Annotated in this window: 17 protein-coding genes, 2 tRNA genes and 1 riboswitch; of the genes, 18 read left to right on the forward strand and 1 reads right to left on the reverse strand. The window is 53.3% G+C overall.

The genetic code is table 11. From position 1 onward, the window contains the following. The first annotated feature begins 10 nt into the window (after window positions 1-10). The 7 genes from ACE418_RS00315 to ACE418_RS00345 all read left to right on the forward strand — a co-directional run bounded on the left by ACE418_RS00315 (window position 11) and on the right by ACE418_RS00345 (window position 4,363). On the forward strand, window positions 11-271 hold the full coding sequence (locus tag ACE418_RS00315; RefSeq protein ID WP_020310502.1) for an IreB family regulatory phosphoprotein: 261 nt from the start codon (window positions 11-13) through the stop codon (window positions 269-271). A gap of 7 nt (window positions 272-278) precedes the next feature. After that, complete coding sequence (gene ruvX, locus ACE418_RS00320; RefSeq protein WP_020310501.1) at window positions 279-695, forward strand: Holliday junction resolvase RuvX; 417 nt, start codon at window positions 279-281, stop codon at window positions 693-695. 11 nt (window positions 696-706) lie between these two features. Further along, the gene (locus ACE418_RS00325; RefSeq protein ID WP_416448611.1) at window positions 707-979 is read left to right on the forward strand and encodes a DUF1292 domain-containing protein; all 273 of its coding nucleotides are present in this window, start codon (window positions 707-709) and stop codon (window positions 977-979) included. Between the two features lie 152 nt (window positions 980-1,131). After that, a complete protein-coding gene (locus ACE418_RS00330; protein WP_416448612.1) occupies window positions 1,132-2,025 on the forward strand; it encodes a LysR family transcriptional regulator in 894 nt (297 codons plus the stop codon). Window positions 2,026-2,144: 119 nt separating this feature from the next. After that, on the forward strand, window positions 2,145-3,350 hold the full coding sequence (locus ACE418_RS00335) for an MFS transporter (protein ID WP_416448613.1): 1,206 nt from the start codon (window positions 2,145-2,147) through the stop codon (window positions 3,348-3,350). A gap of 314 nt (window positions 3,351-3,664) precedes the next feature. Next, window positions 3,665-4,213: a TlpA family protein disulfide reductase gene (locus tag ACE418_RS00340; RefSeq protein ID WP_416448614.1), complete on the forward strand. Its 549-nt coding sequence runs from the start codon at window positions 3,665-3,667 to the stop codon at window positions 4,211-4,213. Between the two features lie 73 nt (window positions 4,214-4,286). Beyond that, window positions 4,287-4,363, forward strand: a tRNA-Val gene (locus ACE418_RS00345). A gap of 209 nt (window positions 4,364-4,572) precedes the next feature. Here ACE418_RS00345 and ACE418_RS00350 read toward each other — a convergent pair. Then, window positions 4,573-4,926 carry a MerR family transcriptional regulator gene (locus ACE418_RS00350; RefSeq protein ID WP_416448615.1) on the reverse strand — a complete coding sequence of 118 codons (354 nt, stop codon included), beginning with the start codon at window positions 4,924-4,926 and terminating at the stop codon, window positions 4,573-4,575. Between the two features lie 136 nt (window positions 4,927-5,062). On the opposite strand from ACE418_RS00350, the gene ACE418_RS00355 reads away from it, so the two are divergent. From ACE418_RS00355 to ACE418_RS00405, 11 genes are all read left to right on the forward strand, one after another. Next, window positions 5,063-5,139 (forward strand) — tRNA-Val (locus ACE418_RS00355). 479 nt (window positions 5,140-5,618) lie between these two features. Continuing rightward, window positions 5,619-6,515, forward strand: a complete 897-nt coding sequence (locus tag ACE418_RS00360) for a Rossmann-like and DUF2520 domain-containing protein (RefSeq protein WP_416448616.1) — start codon at window positions 5,619-5,621, stop codon at window positions 6,513-6,515. Beyond that, complete coding sequence (panB, locus tag ACE418_RS00365; RefSeq protein WP_416448617.1) at window positions 6,484-7,323, forward strand: 3-methyl-2-oxobutanoate hydroxymethyltransferase; 840 nt, start codon at window positions 6,484-6,486, stop codon at window positions 7,321-7,323. Before ACE418_RS00360 ends, panB begins: the two co-directional genes overlap by 32 nt. Before the next feature lie 289 nt (window positions 7,324-7,612). Then, window positions 7,613-8,434, forward strand: a complete 822-nt coding sequence (locus ACE418_RS00370; RefSeq protein ID WP_416448618.1) for a transketolase — start codon at window positions 7,613-7,615, stop codon at window positions 8,432-8,434. After that, window positions 8,434-9,369, forward strand: a complete 936-nt coding sequence (locus ACE418_RS00375) for a transketolase family protein (protein ID WP_416448619.1) — start codon at window positions 8,434-8,436, stop codon at window positions 9,367-9,369. The genes ACE418_RS00370 and ACE418_RS00375 overlap by 1 nt, the downstream gene beginning before the upstream one ends. Before the next feature lie 430 nt (window positions 9,370-9,799). Next, window positions 9,800-11,251 carry a nicotinate phosphoribosyltransferase gene (locus ACE418_RS00380; RefSeq protein WP_416448620.1) on the forward strand — a complete coding sequence of 484 codons (1,452 nt, stop codon included), beginning with the start codon at window positions 9,800-9,802 and terminating at the stop codon, window positions 11,249-11,251. Between the two features lie 12 nt (window positions 11,252-11,263). Continuing rightward, complete coding sequence (locus ACE418_RS00385; protein WP_416448621.1) at window positions 11,264-12,103, forward strand: ADP-ribosylglycohydrolase family protein; 840 nt, start codon at window positions 11,264-11,266, stop codon at window positions 12,101-12,103. Beyond that, on the forward strand, window positions 12,072-12,905 hold the full coding sequence (gene larE / locus ACE418_RS00390; protein ID WP_416448622.1) for an ATP-dependent sacrificial sulfur transferase LarE: 834 nt from the start codon (window positions 12,072-12,074) through the stop codon (window positions 12,903-12,905). The genes ACE418_RS00385 and larE overlap by 32 nt, the downstream gene beginning before the upstream one ends. A gap of 1 nt (window position 12,906) precedes the next feature. After that, entirely contained in the window at window positions 12,907-13,539 is a 633-nt protein-coding gene (nth, locus tag ACE418_RS00395) for an endonuclease III (protein WP_416448623.1), read from the forward strand. A 79-nt stretch (window positions 13,540-13,618) separates the two neighbouring features. Then, window positions 13,619-13,717: riboswitch (SAM riboswitch) on the forward strand. A 97-nt stretch (window positions 13,718-13,814) separates the two neighbouring features. Then, window positions 13,815-15,137 carry a branched-chain amino acid transport system II carrier protein gene (locus tag ACE418_RS00400; RefSeq protein WP_416448624.1) on the forward strand — a complete coding sequence of 441 codons (1,323 nt, stop codon included), beginning with the start codon at window positions 13,815-13,817 and terminating at the stop codon, window positions 15,135-15,137. Window positions 15,138-15,292: 155 nt separating this feature from the next. Continuing rightward, window positions 15,293-16,705 carry an aldehyde dehydrogenase family protein gene (locus ACE418_RS00405; protein ID WP_416448625.1) on the forward strand — a complete coding sequence of 471 codons (1,413 nt, stop codon included), beginning with the start codon at window positions 15,293-15,295 and terminating at the stop codon, window positions 16,703-16,705. Window positions 16,706-16,731 lie beyond the last annotated feature (26 nt).

A 16,731-nucleotide genomic window follows, 5' to 3' on the forward strand; every position in this document is an offset into this window, starting at 1 on the left:
GTGAGTGAACATGGCAGTAAGCGACGAAACGATGATTATGCAAAACCGAAGTGAAGAACAGACCGTTGCATCCATGATTCTGGAAGATGTATATCATGCATTGGAAGAAAAAGGATACAACCCGATTAATCAGATCGTAGGCTATCTCCTGTCCGGTGACCCGACGTATATCACGAGCCACAACAATGCTCGCAGCAATATCCGGCGCATCGAACGGGACGAACTCATCGAAGAATTAGTCCGTTCGTACGTCAAACAACACAATTTATAGGAGACATATGAGAATTTTAGGACTCGATGTCGGTTCCAAGACCATCGGTGTCGCCTGCAGCGATGCCTTGCTGATTACGGCACAGGGCGTAGAAACGATCCGCCGTAAATCCGATGAAGCAGACTTTGCCCGTCTGCGCGAACTGATCAAAGAAAAAGAAGTACACCGCATCGTCGTAGGCAAGCCGCGTCATATGAACGGCGACTACAGCGATAATATGAAGAAAATCGAAGAATTCGTCGAACGATTCCAGCAAACCGTCCCGGATATAGACATTGTCTATTGGGATGAACGCCTGACGACCGTTATGGCCCAGAATGTATTAAAGGAAGGCAATGTGCGGCGCGAAAAGCGCAAGCAGTTTGTCGATAAAATGGCAGCAATCCTTATCTTACAGAATTATTTAGACGCTCATGCTCATTAAGGAGGACTACTATGTCGGAAGAAATGAACAACGAATTGGAAGAAGTCATCATTGTCACTGCAACCGATGACGAAGGCAACGAAGTGGAATATCAGGAAGTGCAGCGCATCGACCTCGATGGTAAAGTCTTCGCCCTGCTCGTCGAAGTCACAGAAGACGAAGAAGGCGGCGATGCCATCATCGCCCGCGTCGACCAGGAAGACGGAGAAGACGTCTACGTCGCACCGACGGATGAAGAATTCGACGCAGCCAATGCGAAATTCGATGAACTCTTAGATGAATAAGTAATTGAAGGGGCCCTGCATGAAGGTTTCGGCCATCATGCAGGGCCTTTTTGCTTTATCGTTCATAGTTCATCGTTCGTCGTTCATCGTGATGGGATGTTTTTTTCGACCTACGATGAACGACCTACGAGGAACGAAAAAAAGGAGGCCCCATGGATTTACCGTCGATACAGCAGCTGCGGAATTTCGTCATTTATGGGAAGTATGGCAATTTCACGACGGCTGCCCATGCTGCCAACATCACCCAGTCGGCTTTCAGTGCACAGATGAAGAAATTGGAAGACCTCGTCGGCGTCCGCCTCATCGAGCGATCGAACCGGGGAAGTCACCTGACGCCGGCTGGCAAGATGTTCTACACGAAAATAGCCCACATTTTAGGTGAATTAGAAGAGGCCATGAGCGAACTGCCCGGCCAGACGGGGAAGACCCAGCCCTTGGCTGTAGGTATCATGCTGTCCTTAGGCGACGTCCACATGAACCGCCATCTCGCTTATTTCCAGGAGCACCACAGCGGCGCTTCTTTCCGGGTCTATAACCTGGAAGTCCGGGAGATGATCCAATGGCTGAAAGACGATAAACTGGATATTATATCCCTTTTTTATCTGCCTGACCTGCACCTGGAAGACTATGAGAAGGTCTTTTTTGGCATCGAAAACCTCGTCTATTACGGACCGAACCTGGATCTGCCGGAACATTCCCTGACGCCGCAATATGTGGCGTCCCAGCCTTTGGCGCAGTATTCTCCGCAATATGAGATGAATAATTACATCAATCATTATTTTACGGCCCATGCCTGTCCATCTCAGGAGACGCAGGCCTGGTTCTCCACGCCCTATGCCATGATGAATTATTGCCAGCAGAACCGCATCGGGGCTATCCTGCCGGAACGCTTCCTGCAGGCCATGGGCATTGATGAGGGTTATGGCGAGCTGGACCCGCCTATGCGCCTGCCGTGCTATCTGGTTTATAAGAAAGACAACCCGAAATACGCGACGATCCAGGTCTTCGTCGACTATATCCGCCGCGTGTATCATATCAAAAAATAATGATAAAGGTATCTGCCATCGTAAAAAACGATGACAGGTATCTTTTTTTTGCGTTATACAAGATAGGGGAGATGGTGTAGAATCTAGCTTGCAAATACGAAAGGAGCAGTGAATACACAATGTCGAATCAATCCCTTTGGAACAAAGACTTCCTTCTCGACACAGGTATCAATTTTGTAGTCTATCTCATTTATTATTTATTGATGGTCATCATTGCCGTCGTCGCCAAAGACCAGCTGCACGCCTCTCTCGGTGAAGCCGGGCTGGCTTCGGGCATCTTCATCGTTGGCACCTTGCTGGCGCGCTTGCAGTTCGGCAAGGCCATTGAAGTCTATGGCCGCCGCAAATCGCTATATGGCGGGATCCTCTTTTATTTCGTAACGACGTTATTATACTTTTATATCCCGAATCTCGCTATCCTCTACGGCATCCGCTTCCTCAACGGCATGGCCTACGGCATCGTCTCGACGGCGACCAACACCATCGTAGCCTCCTGCATCCCAGCAGAAAAGCGGGGCGAAGGCATCAACTACTACGGTCTGAGCACTAGCCTGGCTGCGGCTGTCGGTCCTTTCTTGGGCATGTTCCTCATCGTCGTCACGAATTTCACAATCATCATCACCCTCTGTGCCGTCCTCGTCGGCTTGTGTATGCTCGGCTGCATTGCCCTCCACATCGACGAAATCAGCCTGACATCGGAACAGGTGGCTCGCATGAAGGCCATGACCCTCGACAATTACGTCGAATACCGCGTCCTGGTCATCTCCGTCATCGGTTTCTTCATGGGCTTCGCTTATTCCAGCGTCTTGACCTTCCTGGCCGCCTATGCCCGTGAAATCAACCTGGTCCAGGCCGGCACGTTCTTCTTCGTTGTTTATGCCGTCGTCATTACGCTTACCCGTCCGATGACGGGCGTCATCTTCGACCATAAAGGCGAAAATTACGTCCTCTATCCCTGCTACATCTGCCTGGCCATCGGCTTGTTCCTCCTCAGCATCACCGGTGCTTCGTGGCAGCTGCTCTTATCGGGCGTCTTCGTCGGCCTCGGCTATGGCACGTTCATGTCCAACGGCCAGGCCGTCTGCATCAAGCTGACGCCGTCGTACCGCATCAGCGTCGCCTTGTCGACGTACTTCGTCGCTCTGGACCTCGGCATCGGCGTAGGCCCCTATGTCCTCGGCAGCCTCCACGGCCTGCTCACCTTCCCCCAGCTCTATGCCGTCGCTGCCATCGTCGCCGTAGCCTGCTTCATCATGTACCATGCCTTCTACGGTCGCAAAATCGACCTCATCAACCGGGCCGTCCGCATCTACATCCACGCATAATACGCAATTACAATAGATCCTATCCCCAGATTCGAGGGCTTGTCGCACGACGACAAGCCCTCTTTTAGGTTCATCCCTAAGAGGAATTAAGCGGGCCGCCCATCCTCAGCTGTCCGTTCCAGCAACCGTCTTGCGCCTTCCGTCGGTCGGCACCTGACGGGCTGGAAAGGCTTTGGGACGGCCCCTACAAACCGCTAACCCCTGGCCACTAACCCCTGACCCCTAACCCCTAGCCCCTAGCCCCTAGCCCCTAGCCCCTAGCCACGAGCTACTTTTTTCAGTTATAATGGATAGGAAAAAGGGAAAGGGGAGAGATGATGAGCATCAAGACGAGAATCCTGGCTGGCCTGGCCTGTATCTGTCTGATACTGACGGCCTTTTTCTGGCCAGGGAAAGAAGAAGATGCCTATAGTTCCGATGTGGTTAGGGAAGCGGAGGAAGTGAGCGAGCGGGAGACGGAAATGATGGCTCCTGATGAAGTCTTGCAGGCACCTGACGGGGACATACGACTTCAGGCTTTATATAACCAGAAACCGGTCTGTCTCTTTTTCTGGGCGTCCTGGAGCGGCGACAGCCTGCGCCAGCTGGCCATTTTGGAAAAGGCCTGCGACCAGTACGGCCAGGACGTCTATTTCGTGACCATCCCCGTCGGACCAGATACGGCAGAGAGCCAGGCCTATGTCCGCCAGCAGGAGTATAGCCTGCCGGTTTACGGCGCCCAGGAACAGATGCTCCGTGAATACGGCGTCCATCAGGTTCCGCAGCTTATCTTCATCGCTCGCGGCGGTCAGATGACGCGCCCCTTTAATACCGTATTGAATGAGCGCCAGGTAACTTATGAAATCAAAAAAATATTAAAATAATTTTTCCATACCCCTTGCCAAAAAAGAGAAAGTAGGTTATAATAAACAAGTCGCACAGAGATGTACAAAATATGGGCGGTTAGCTCAGTTGGTTAGAGTATCTCGTTGACATCGAGGGGGTCGATGGTTCGAATCCATTATCGCCCACCATATTGTGCGGAAAAGAGGCTGTCGTATTAAGACAGCCTCTTTTTGAGTTTTAAGTTTATAGTTTTTAGTTTGCAGTAAGTGGTAAAAAAATTAAAACCATCTTCTACAAACTATAAAGCAACCTCTCAGACCGCCTGAGGCGGCCAGCTCCCCTAAAAAGGGGAGCCTTTGCGAACTGCTACCTGCGAACTGCTACCTGCGAACTGCTATTAGAACTTCCCTTCATCGTACATCTTGATTTTCCAATTCAAGTGCTGCAAGGCTTCTTGGATATCTTTTATGCGGCTTTCCAGGTGGTTCCGTTCGTCTACCAGGATTTGACGGCGCGCTGCGCGGGTCGCATCGCCCTGCTGGAAGAGTTCCATGTAGCGTGACAGGCCATCGATGGAAACACTGGCTGCGCGCATACATTTGATGAAGGCGATGGTGTCGCAGTTATCTTCGGTATAATCGCGGATGCCGTTCTTATCGCGCGGGACATTGCGGATGAGTCCGATTTTTTCGTAGTAGCGCAGCGTATCTGGCGAAATCTGAAATTTTTCACTCACATCTTTTATCTTCAAAGCAATCCCTCCTCGCCTTTATTATACGAGCTGGAGTGGAGTTCAAGTCAATAGGGTAAAAATATTTAAAAATAGACTTGCCAAAACAGGCGAAGTAAGTTATAATAAACAAGTCGCACAAAGAAATACAAAATATGGGCGGTTAGCTCAGTTGGTTAGAGTATCTCGTTGACATCGAGGGGGTCGATGGTTCGAATCCATTACCGCCCACCATATTGTGCGTGAAAAGGGGCTGTAGCATGAAGGCTTTTGCTTTCATGCTAGGCCCCATTTACTTTATAGTTTGTAGCAACAGAGTTTGTAGTTTGCAGAGAAAACCTTCAAATTTAAAGCCATCCGCTAACAACTAACTGCTAGCCACTAACAACTTTAAAGGGCTTGTCGTCGTGCGACAAGCCATTTTTTGTGGCTAGTACTTAGTGTTTTTACGAATCACGAGCCACGAACTACGAACCACTATCATACTCTATTCCCAAATGTTATTGGTAAAAGTTTCACAATTGTAGTATCCTGTAGATGTGATTCGGGTTGGACGGAATCTTTTGGGATCCGTACCGTAGAGAATCTGGGTCACCTATCATCATAATTTTATAGCATATCGCTTGGATCGAAAGACCGGGACGAATTCTTGTAAACGTAGGCTTTTTACGCGCATTCCCGGGAGGAGTGCGCTTTTTTTTGAGGGAGTTATCATGCGTTTAGGTATTATCGGCGCCGGCAGAGTCGGCGCTTCTTTTGTTTTAGCTTTTCCTTCGGATGTCGAAGGAATCCTTTGTTCCACAGAAGAACATACACGACAAATGGCCTGCCGTCTCCACGTCAACGCCTATACCGACGGCGCCGAACTCGTACGGCACTGCGATGTCCTGCTGCTCACGGTGCGCGACGATGCCCTGGCTCCGGTGAGCCGGGACTTGGCCGCGTCCCTGGCAAAGGATGCGCTGCCGCCTCGGACCTGTATTTTTCACTGCAGCGGTGCTATGGATTTGTCGCCTCTTCAGCCCCTTTCACGGTTGGGATATCCTGTTGGCAGCCTTCATCCGCTGCAAAGTTTCGCCGAACCGTCGGCAGACCGCCTGAAAGGAATCTATATGGCCGTCGATGGCGATGAACCGGCAAAGGCTGTTGCGGCAGAATTAGTCCGTACATTGGGGAGTACGCCTTTTTTCGTACCCCCTGAAGACCGCATGCTCTACCATGCCGCAGCCTGCTTCTGCTCTAACTACGTCGTGACAGCCCTGGCTATCGCCCAGAAGCTCATGAGCCGCTGGACCGGCAGTGCCGGCGATGCAGCCCAGGCGCTGCGGCCCCTCGTCGAAGGGACGATGGAAAATGTGCGCCAGCATCCGCTGTGGCAGACGGCTTTGACTGGACCCGTGTCCCGCGGAGATGCCGGGACCGTTGCCAAACATCTGGCCGTCATGCCTGAGGAATGGGTACAGCCTTATTGTGCTTTTGGCTGCGCCGCTGCAGAATTAGCCTTAGAAAACGGAACGATTACAGAGAAACAGCACGACACGCTGACAAGAATCCTTGCGATGGCGGAAGGAGTTCACCATGAACAAGAAAGTAACCAATCTGACCATTAAGAAAATGAAACAGGAAGGCACGCCGATTTCCATGATTACGGCTTATGATTATATCATGGCCCAGAACGTCGATGAAGCCGGTATTGACATGATCCTCGTCGGCGATTCCCTGGGCAATGTCGTCATGGGCCATACGTCGACGCTGCCTGTAACCATGGAAGATATGATCCATCATACGGCCGCTGTCGTCCGCGGTGTCAAGCGGGCCCTGGTCGTCGGCGACATGCCCTTTATGAGCTATCAGGAAAGCACCCAGCAGGCCCTGCATAATGCCGGCCGCCTTATGAAAGAAACGGGCTGTGACGCGGTCAAGCTCGAAGGCGGTGCCAGTGTCTGCGAAGCGGTCAAGGCCATGACGACAGCCGGTATCCCCGTCGTCGGCCACATCGGTCTGACGCCGCAGTCCGTCCATCAGCTCGGCGGCTTCCGCGTTCAGGGCAAGAACAGCGAAACGGCCAAGAAATTGATTGCTGATGCCTTGAAACTGGAAGAAGCCGGCGCTTTTGCCATCACCTTGGAATGTGTCCCGACGGACATTGCTACGGAAATCACCAAAGCCCTGCACACGGCGGCCACTATCGGCATCGGTGCTGGCAATGGCTGCGATGGCCAGGTCCTGGTCTGCACGGACCTTTTGGGCATGAGCAGCGGCTTCCGCCCGAAATTCGTCAAGACCTATGCCGATCTCCATCAGACCATCGTCGATGCCGTAGGCCAGTACATCCACGACGTCAAAGACCGCAGCTTCCCCGACGAAGCTCACAGCTTCGCCGTAGACCCGGAAGTCGTCAAAGCCATGAAAGAATAGGGGAAGGCAGCCGTCAGCAGTTAGCGTTGTAGGGGCTTGTCGTCGTGCGACAAGCCCTTTTTTATACCATTTATTTATATCACGAAAGCACGTCTTGCTATACAGTCATGAAGCATATCCAGATGGTATATTCTGTTTGACTTGTGTGTATAATCATTGTACAATAAACTCAAGAAATGGAAACGAACAAAAGAGGTCGTATGTCCGAACGCACGCGTATCGCCGCCAGACATAAACGGGGGTATGCGGCGTTTTTTTCTTGACGGCCTGACATAGGAGGCTATGCTTCATGAAGCATGATCTACATGACGTGTGTACGCAAATACGGCGGGACACGGTGCGCTCTATTTACCGTGCCGGTTCCGGTCATCCTGGCAGTTCGCTATCAGCTGTCGAAATCATGGCCACACTTTATTTTACAGATGTCTTTACGTGTTTTCCTGACCGGCCTCATGCGCCGGAACGGGACCGTTTTGTCTTGTCCAAGGGCCATGCTGCCCCGGCTTATTACAGCATCCTGGCCCATAAGGGCTATTTTTCCCTGGCCTTGCTCGATACGCTGCGGACGGTCGGCAGTGCCCTCCAGGGCCATCCTAATTTAGAAAAACTGCCCTGTCTCGACTGTGCTGTCGGTTCATTGGGCCAAGGCCTGTCCATTGCCAACGGCATTGCCCTGGCCTTGAAAATGCGCCATGAAACACCGGAAGTCTTCTGCCTCATCGGCGATGGGGAACAGCAGGAAGGCCAGATTTGGGAAGCTGCCGCTTTTGCGTCGCAGCACCATTTGGATAATGTTTGTCTGATTGTCGATTGTAACGGCCTGCAGCTCGTCGATTCCCTGGTGTCGATCAAGAATATGGAACCGATGGATGCCAAATGGGAAAGCTTCGGCTGGCATGTCCTCCGCGTAGACGGCCACGATACGGATGCCTTGTATGATGCGTATGGCGCGGCCAAGGCCTATCGCGGCAAGCCGACGGTCATCCTGGCCCATACCGTCAAGGGGAAGGGTGTATCATATATGGAAAATCAAGCGAAATGGCATGGTGCAGCACCGGATGAAGCCCAGTACCGCCTGGCCATGGATGAATTGACAACGGAGGTGCCGTAATGGAACGAGTACCGATGCGCGACGGCTATGGGAAAGCCCTGCTGGAACTGTGCCGCCTTCATGACGATGTCCTCGTCCTCGACGCGGACGTCGCCAAATCGACGCGGACCGAATGGATCCGCCAGGAATACCCTGAAAAATATATCAATGTCGGCATATCGGAACAGGACCTGGTCGGTACGGCAGCCGGCCTGTCGCTGACGGGGTTCGTCCCCTTCATTTCGACATACGGCGTCTTTTTGACCGGCCGGGCGTGGGGACAGATACGCAATACCGTCTGCTATAACAATCTCAACGTCAAGCTCGGCGGCGCCCATGCCGGCATTTCCGTCGGCCCTGATGGCGCTACCCATCAGGCCTTGGAAGATATTGCCCTCATGCGGGTCATTCCCCATATGATGGTCATTACGCCGTGTGACTGGTGGGAAACGTATAAGGCGACATTGGCCGTCTACGATATAAAAGGGCCGTCGTATGTCCGCTTCGGCCGCAATCCGGCCCCGGTCGTCACCGATAAGGATACGCCTTTTGACCTCTATAAGGCGGCTATCTTCCGGGATGGGAACGATGTGACCCTCTTTGCCAACGGCCTCATGGTCCATGAAGCCCTGACGGCAGCCGATGAGCTGGCTAGGGAAGGCATTTCGGCCCGTGTCGTCAACATCCATACCGTCAAACCGCTGGACCTGGATACGGTCTGTACCTGTGCGGCTGAAACGGGAGCCGTCGTCGTCTGCGAAGAACATCAGGTCATGGGCGGCCTGGGTGGCGCCATCTGCGAAGCCCTGGCCCAGCACTGCTGCGTCCCAGTAGAACTCGTCGGCATCCAGGACCGCTTTGGCGAATCAGGGAAACCGGATGACCTCCTGAAAGCCTATAACCTCTCAGCCAACGACGTCATCCAGGCCGTCCACCAGGTGCTGAAACGGAAGTAGGGGCATGGCTAGTGGTTCGTGGCTCGTAGCCTCCCCTTGATAGGGGAGGTGGCCTGAAAGGCCGGAGAGGTTGAATCTAAAACCATCCGCTAGCAAGGGACTAGAACGGGCCGCCCTTTGGGACGGCCCCTACGATAAAAAAGGGGTTGTCGCACGAAGGTTTTTGCCATCATGCGAGGCCCCTTCAACTTAAAAGTTTTTCGTTCGTAGTTCATCGTTCATCGCGATGGATTGATATTTTTAATCCCATACGACAAACGATGAACGACCTACGATCAACGTAAAAAGAGGCTGTCTTAATGCGACAGCCTCTTTTTGCCATGCCAAGTCCGTATAGAATTTTGTGATGTATGCAAAATCGGTAATTCGTTGTTCCTTTATCGTTAACTGATGTATAATAGGAATAACTACTTTTTGGAGGCGAGTTATCTTGTATACGAAAGCATTATTGACAGACCTGTACCAATTGACCATGATGCAGGGCTTATTTTTTGAAGGCAAGCACGAACAGCAATGCGTGTTTGACCGTTATTACCGGACCAATCCCTTCCGAGGGGGCTATACGGTCGTCGCCGGGCTGGAACATCTCATCGATTATGTACACAATATACATTTTAGTGAAGATGACCTGGCTTATCTGAAGAGCACTGGCTTCTTCCAGGACGAATTCCTCGACTACCTGAAGGACCTGCGCTTTACCGGCGACATCTATGCCATGCCCGAAGGGACCGTCGCCTTTCCCCAGGAAGTGCTCCTGCGCGTCCAGACCAAGAAGGACGAAGCGTTATTGTTAGAAACGTGCATGTCCATGATCATGAACCATGAAAGCCTTATCGCCACCAAGGCTCGCCGCGTCCGGACGGTGGCAGGCAAGGATAATCTCATGGAATTCGGCCTGCGCCGGGCCCAGGGGAAATCGGCCGGTGTCTACGGTGCCCGCTCAGCCATGATTGGCGGTTTTAACGGGACCAGCAACGTCCTGGCTGGCGCCAAGTTCGGCATGCCCGTTTTAGGGACTATGGCCCACAGCTGGGTCATGAGCTTCTCGTCGGAATTGGAAGCTTTCCGCGCCTATGCCCGACAGTACCCGAACAACCTCATCCTCCTGGCCGATACGTATAACACGCTGAAACAGGGCGTCCCCGATGCCATCACGATTTTCAAGGAAATGAAAGCCGCCGGCACCCTGCCCAAGGCTTATGGTATCCGCCTGGACAGCGGCGACCTGGCGTATTTATCGAAAGAAGCGCACAAGATGTTTGCCGACGCAGGCTTCCCGGATGCCATCATTGCGGCCTCGAACGACCTCGATGAAAACCTCATTTCTGAATTGAAAGCCCAGGGCTGTGCCATCAATTCCTGGGGCGTCGGCACCAACCTGATTACGGCCAAGGACAGCCCGTCCCTGGGTGGCGTCTTCAAACTCGTCGGTCAGTATGACGATGGCAAATTCGTACCGAAGATCAAGATGAGCGACAATGCGGAAAAGATTTCCAATCCGGGCTTGAAGAATGTCCTGCGCATTTACGATAAAGATACGGGCAAGATGAAGGCCGATATCATCATCCTCGAAGGCGAAAGCATCGACGAATCGAAAGATTTGCTCCTGCAAAGCGACAAGGCACCCTGGCGCTCGCGGACGATTCCCGGTGGGACGTACCGGGTTCAGAAAATGCTCGTCCCTATTTTCCAGAAAGGCGAACTGGTCTATCAGAAGCCGGCTCTCAAAGACATCATGACCTATGCAGACCAGCAGATCCAGACTTTGTGGCCCGAATACCTGCGCCTGGTCAACCCCGAAGAAATGTGGGTCCAGCGCAGCCGCAAGCTGTCGGCTCTGCGCGATAAAGTATTGAAAGAAGAATCGGCGCATTTCTTTTAGGGAGATGATTCCATGAAAGGTGCCATCATCGGCGATATCGCCGGCTCCGTCTATGAATTCGATGAAACCGCACAATCCCTGGATTTCCCTTTGTTCGCCAAAGGAAGCCGCTTTACGGATGATACGGTGACGACCGTGGCCGTGGCAGCGGCATTGATGGAGGGGAAGGCGTCCCATTGCGGTTATATCGACCCCTTGCGGCGCCAGCTCCGATACTGGTGCCGTAAATATCCCGATGCCGGGTTTGGCGGCATGTTCCGCCGCTGGTTCCTGGCCGACGAGGCTCCGGCTTATGGCAGTTATGGCAATGGGGCGGCTATGCGCGTCAGCCCGGCCGGCTGGGTCGCGGATACGCTCGATGAAGCCCAGGAACTGGCGGAACTGACGGCTGTCATCAGCCATGACCATCCTCAGGCCATCAAAGGGGCCATTGCCGTGGCCTCGGCTATCTTCCTGGCCCGGCAGGGGACGGGGAAAGAGGCGATTGCCGCTTATATGCGGACGCATTTCTATGATCTGTCCCGGACACTGGCGCAGATACGCCCGGCTTATGGCTTTACCTGCACGACCGAGGGCAGTGTGCCCGAAGCCATCGAGTGTTTCCTGGAAGGGACCGATTATGAAGATACGATCCGCAAAGCGATTTGGCTCAACGGTGATACAGATACACAGGCTGCCATTGCCGGCAGCATCGCCGAAGCCTATTACGGCGTGCCGGATGCTTTGTGGCAGCAGGCCCTGCCGTATGTCGATGACGAAGAAATGAAGGGCGTCATCCGACAATTCTACGAAAACTATATTCGTTCGAGGGGGAACTCTTTTGATTTCAACAGAGACAAGCAAGAAATATGAAAAACTCCAGCAGATATTAAAGGACATGGGCAGCGTCGTCGTCGGCTTTTCCGGTGGCGTCGACAGTACTTTCCTGACCTATGCGGCCCATCAGGCTCTGGGGGACAAGGTCCTGGCCGTGACGGCCGTTTCGGCGACCCTGCCGGGCAGTGAAGCGGCTGATGCCAAGGCGATGGCCAAGGTCATCGGCGTCGAACACCGCCTGGTCCATTCGACGGAATTCGAGGACCCGGAATTCGTCCAGAATCCGCCAGAACGCTGTTATATCTGCAAAAAAATACGCTTTACGTCGCTCGTAGCGCTGGCCAAGGCCGAAGGCTATCAGTGGGTCGTCGACGGGGGAAATGTCGATGACCTTGGTGATTACCGGCCGGGCATGAAAGCTTTGCAGGAACTGTCAGACTCCGTCCGCAGCCCCATGATCGAAGCCGGGCTGGCCAAAGCGGATATCCGGACCTTGTCGAAAGAATTCGGCTTGCAGACCTGGAATAAGCAGAGTGCGGCCTGCCTGGCCAGCCGCGTCCCGTATGGTGTGGAACTGACACCGCACCGCCTGGCCCAGATCGATGCGGCTGAAGCCGCCGTAGCGCCTTACGTCCAGGGTTCCCTGCGCGTCCGCTATCACGGCGATGTAGCCCGCATCGAAGTGGCTGTCGATGAAATCCCATCCATCCTGGCCCATCGGGACGAAATCGTCCGGGCCATCAAGGATACGGGCTTCACCTATGTCACCCTCGATTTGGGTGGCTATGAAATGGGCAGCCTGAACGACGTGATCCATACCAATGAGGAAGTAAAATAATATGGCTATTTCCAAGAAAGTAAAAGATGAAATGCTGCAGCGGTTCCAGGACCAATATGGTATCATGAAACCGGCCCTGCACTATAATTCGCCTTTTGAACTGATGATTGCCGTCATTTTGTCGGCTCAGTGCACGGACGAACGGGTCAATATCGTGACGGCCGGCATGTTCCCGGAATACAATACGCCGGAAAAGATGCTGACCCTGGGAACGGCCGGGCTGGAAGAAAAGATACGGACCTGCGGCCTCTATCGCAGCAAGGCCAAGAATATCCTGGCCAACTGTGCCATCCTTTGTGAGAAGTACCATGGCGAAGTGCCGCAGACTTTCGATGAACTGGTGAAACTGCCCGGCGTCGGCCGCAAGACGGCTAACGTCCTGGTCAGTATCTTGTTCCATACGCCGGCCATTGCCGTCGATACCCATGTCTTCCGCGTATCCAACCGCCTGCAGCTGGCCGAAGGGACGACGCCGCTGGAAGTCGAAAAGGGCCTGCAAAAAGCCATCCCCAAGGAATGGTGGAGCCGGGCCCATCATTGGCTTATCTGGCATGGCCGCCGGGTCTGCAAAGCCCGCAAGCCTTTATGTGACAACTGCTTTTTGGCCGATCTTTGTCCGAGTTGTCAGAAGTAAAACGTTAAAATAAAATAATAGTATTGACAAACCGCTAAAAATTTTATAGAATGTTGCCAATACATACAAAATTTCATAAGTTATATCAAGAGCAGCTGAGGGACGGGCCCGATGACGCTGCGGCAACCTGCCGATGGTAAGGTGCCAATTCCTACAGGCTAATCCTGAAAGATATCATTATGACTGAGGCGCAGCTTGGAGGCAGCGCCTCTTTTATTTTGGCGTATTATGTACTTATTTTCACATCATTTACATCATTCTTAGGGGGTATTTTCATGAACAACAACTCTTCTGGCGGCAAGGCTATCCGGGGGCTGGATGTACTCATCCTGGGGTTTGCCTTCTTTGCCACCTATTTTGGCGCCGGCAACTTGATTTTCCCGCCCCAGCTCGGTTTGAACAGCGGCAGCGATTTCCTGTCCGGCCTGGCTGGCCTGACCCTGTCCGGTATCTTTCTTCCTATCTTTACGCTCATCGTCATCGGCCTCAACGGCGACGTCCACTCCATTACCGAACGGGTAGGGAAGAATACGTATAATGTCCTCCTGGCCGCCCTCATGCTGGTCTGTACGTTCGTTTCCATTCCCCGTACCTGTGCGACGGCTATCCAGCTCGGCATCCAGGGCAACCTGCCGTCGGCCCCGTTCATTCCCTTAGTCATCGCATATTTCATCATCAGTTTCTTTTTCGTCGCCGACCAGAATAACGTCATGGACCGCATGGGGAAATACCTGACGCCGCTCCTGGCCCTGATTTTGGTCATCATCGCCTTCGTCGGCATCTTTAATCCCCTTGGGACGCCTGTAGCTCCGGCTGTGGATCATCCTTTTGTCAATGCCTTCCTCGGCGGTTATAATACCGGCGACGTCCTGGTCAGCTTCATCATGGCTGCTGTCTTTATCAGCTCCATTTACGGCAAAGGCTATACGGCGGTAGGCCAGCGCAATAAAGTGCTCATCTATTGTGGCATCGTATCCTTTGTCCTGCTGCTCATCATCTACGGAAGTCTGCTCTATATGGGGGCCTGCGTCAGTGGCGATTATCCTCAGAGTATCGGCCGTGCTGAACTTTTGGTTGCCATCATCCAGCGCGTCGGCACCTGGGTCATGGTCCCCATGGGGATTGCCGTCGTCCTGGCCTGCCTGACGACCGCTATCGGACAGATTGCCGCTGTTGCTGAATTCACCAGCTCGGCTACGGGCCATCGCGTCAGCTATAAACAAGTTGCCATTGGCTGCTGCATCTTGTCGGCTTTGACGGCACTCCTCGGCGTCGACGGCATCGTCACCTATATCGGCTGGATCTTCGGTGTCTGCTATCCGCCGTGCCTGGCCCTCCTGGTCCTGGGCATCATCGGCCGCTTCATGCCCAACAACGGCGCTTATAAAGGCTCTGTTTACCTGGTCACGCTCTTTGCTCTCCTGGAATCCCTGCCGGGCCTGAGCAGCCTGGGCTTTGCTAAAGCCATCGTCGCCGCTACGCCGCTGTCGACATACGGCTTCGGCTGGATCGTTCCTTTCATCGTCGGCCTCATCGGCGGCTCTATCATCGGCCATTTCGTATCCGCCTCGGAACCGGTAGAAGCCGAAGCGAAATAACACTAGCCGCTAGCCACTAGCCACTAACCACTAACCACTAGCCACTAGCCACTAAAAACAGACTACCTTTTAGGTAGTCTGTTTTTTTCGACTTGCATAATCCATGACTTCTCTCTATAATTAAAGAATAATCTCGAGTAAAAGGGGGTAATTTCATGGATTTGAAAAAATTATACATCGATGGCCAGTGGGTTGCGCCGTTATCTGGTCAATATATTGACGTAGAAAATCCGGCGACGAAAGAAATCTTCGCTACTGTCGCTGCGGCTGGTGCTGATGATGTCGCAGCCGCTGCCAAGGCGGCTGCCAAGGCTTTCCCGGCCTGGGCCGCGATGCCGCTGGAAGACCGCATTACTTTTATGAAGAATTTGCTGGTCCAGATGATCAGACTGGAACCGCAGTTCGTTGACGCTGTCGTCAAGGAATTAGGGGCACCCGTGGCTTTTGCCCGGACCAACCATATTGGGTATCAGTTCGTGCGGACCCAGTCGTACATCGACTTGGCACCGGAATTGCCACTGGTCGAACATCTGTCCCAATCCGTCGTTTACCGCCGGCCTTTGGGCGTCATCGGCTGCATTACGCCATGGAATTATCCTTTAGGGCAGATTATCCAGAAAGTCGTGCCGGCCTTGCTCGTCGGTGCGACAGTCGTCCTCAAGCCGAGCCAGCATACGCCGGTGACGGCCTACTATCTGGCCGAAGCTTTCGACCGGGCCGGTTTCCCGAATGGCGTCTTCAATCTCGTCGCCGGCCGGGGCAGCCAGGTGGGCAATGCCATCTGTGACGATCCGAATATCGCCATGGTATCCTTTACGGGTTCGACAGCAGCCGGCATCAAGGTATCCCAACGCGCTTTAGGCTCTATGAAGCGCATCAGCATGGAACTGGGCGGTAAGTCGCCTTTCATCCTCTTGAAAGGGGCGGATTACGAAAAAGCCATCCGCATGTGCTTCAACTCCATCTTCCTCAACAGCGGCCAGACCTGTACGGCTTTGTCGCGCCTGATTATCCCGCGGGAAGAAAAGGAAAAGATCGAACAGCTCATGCTGCAGATATTGCCGGAATATACCGTCGGCGACCCGGCTTTGGAAACGACGAAAATCGGTCCTGTCGCTTCGTATGACCAGTGGCAGACCGTCGATGCCTACATTGCCAAAGGGCTGGAAGAAGGGGCGACCCTCTTGGCGGGCAGCCGTCCGGCGGTACCGGAACATGGCTATTATGTCCAGCCCGTCATCTTTACCGATGTGACCAATGACATGACCATTGCCCGCGAAGAAATATTCGGCCCTGTCCTCAGCGTCCTCGCTTATGACAGTGTCGAACAGGCCCTGTCCATCGCCAACGATACCCCTTACGGCCTCAATGCGGCTGTCTGGGGCCCCGATAAGGCAGAAGCCTCGAAGGTGGCGGCTGCCATTTTGTCGGGCAACGTCTATGTCAACGACAGCCCGCGCGACGTCACAGCGCCTTTCGGCGGCTTTAAGGACAGCGGTATCGGCCGCGAAGGCGGCAAGGATGGAATGCTGGAATTTACAGAACCCCAGGCCATTTTCAATGCATAATCAGTTATAGGAGGAGTTTGAGCACT

It is taken from the genome of Megasphaera jansseni, from assembly GCF_047974155.1.
Taxonomy (GTDB): Bacteria; Bacillota; Negativicutes; order Veillonellales; family Megasphaeraceae; genus Megasphaera.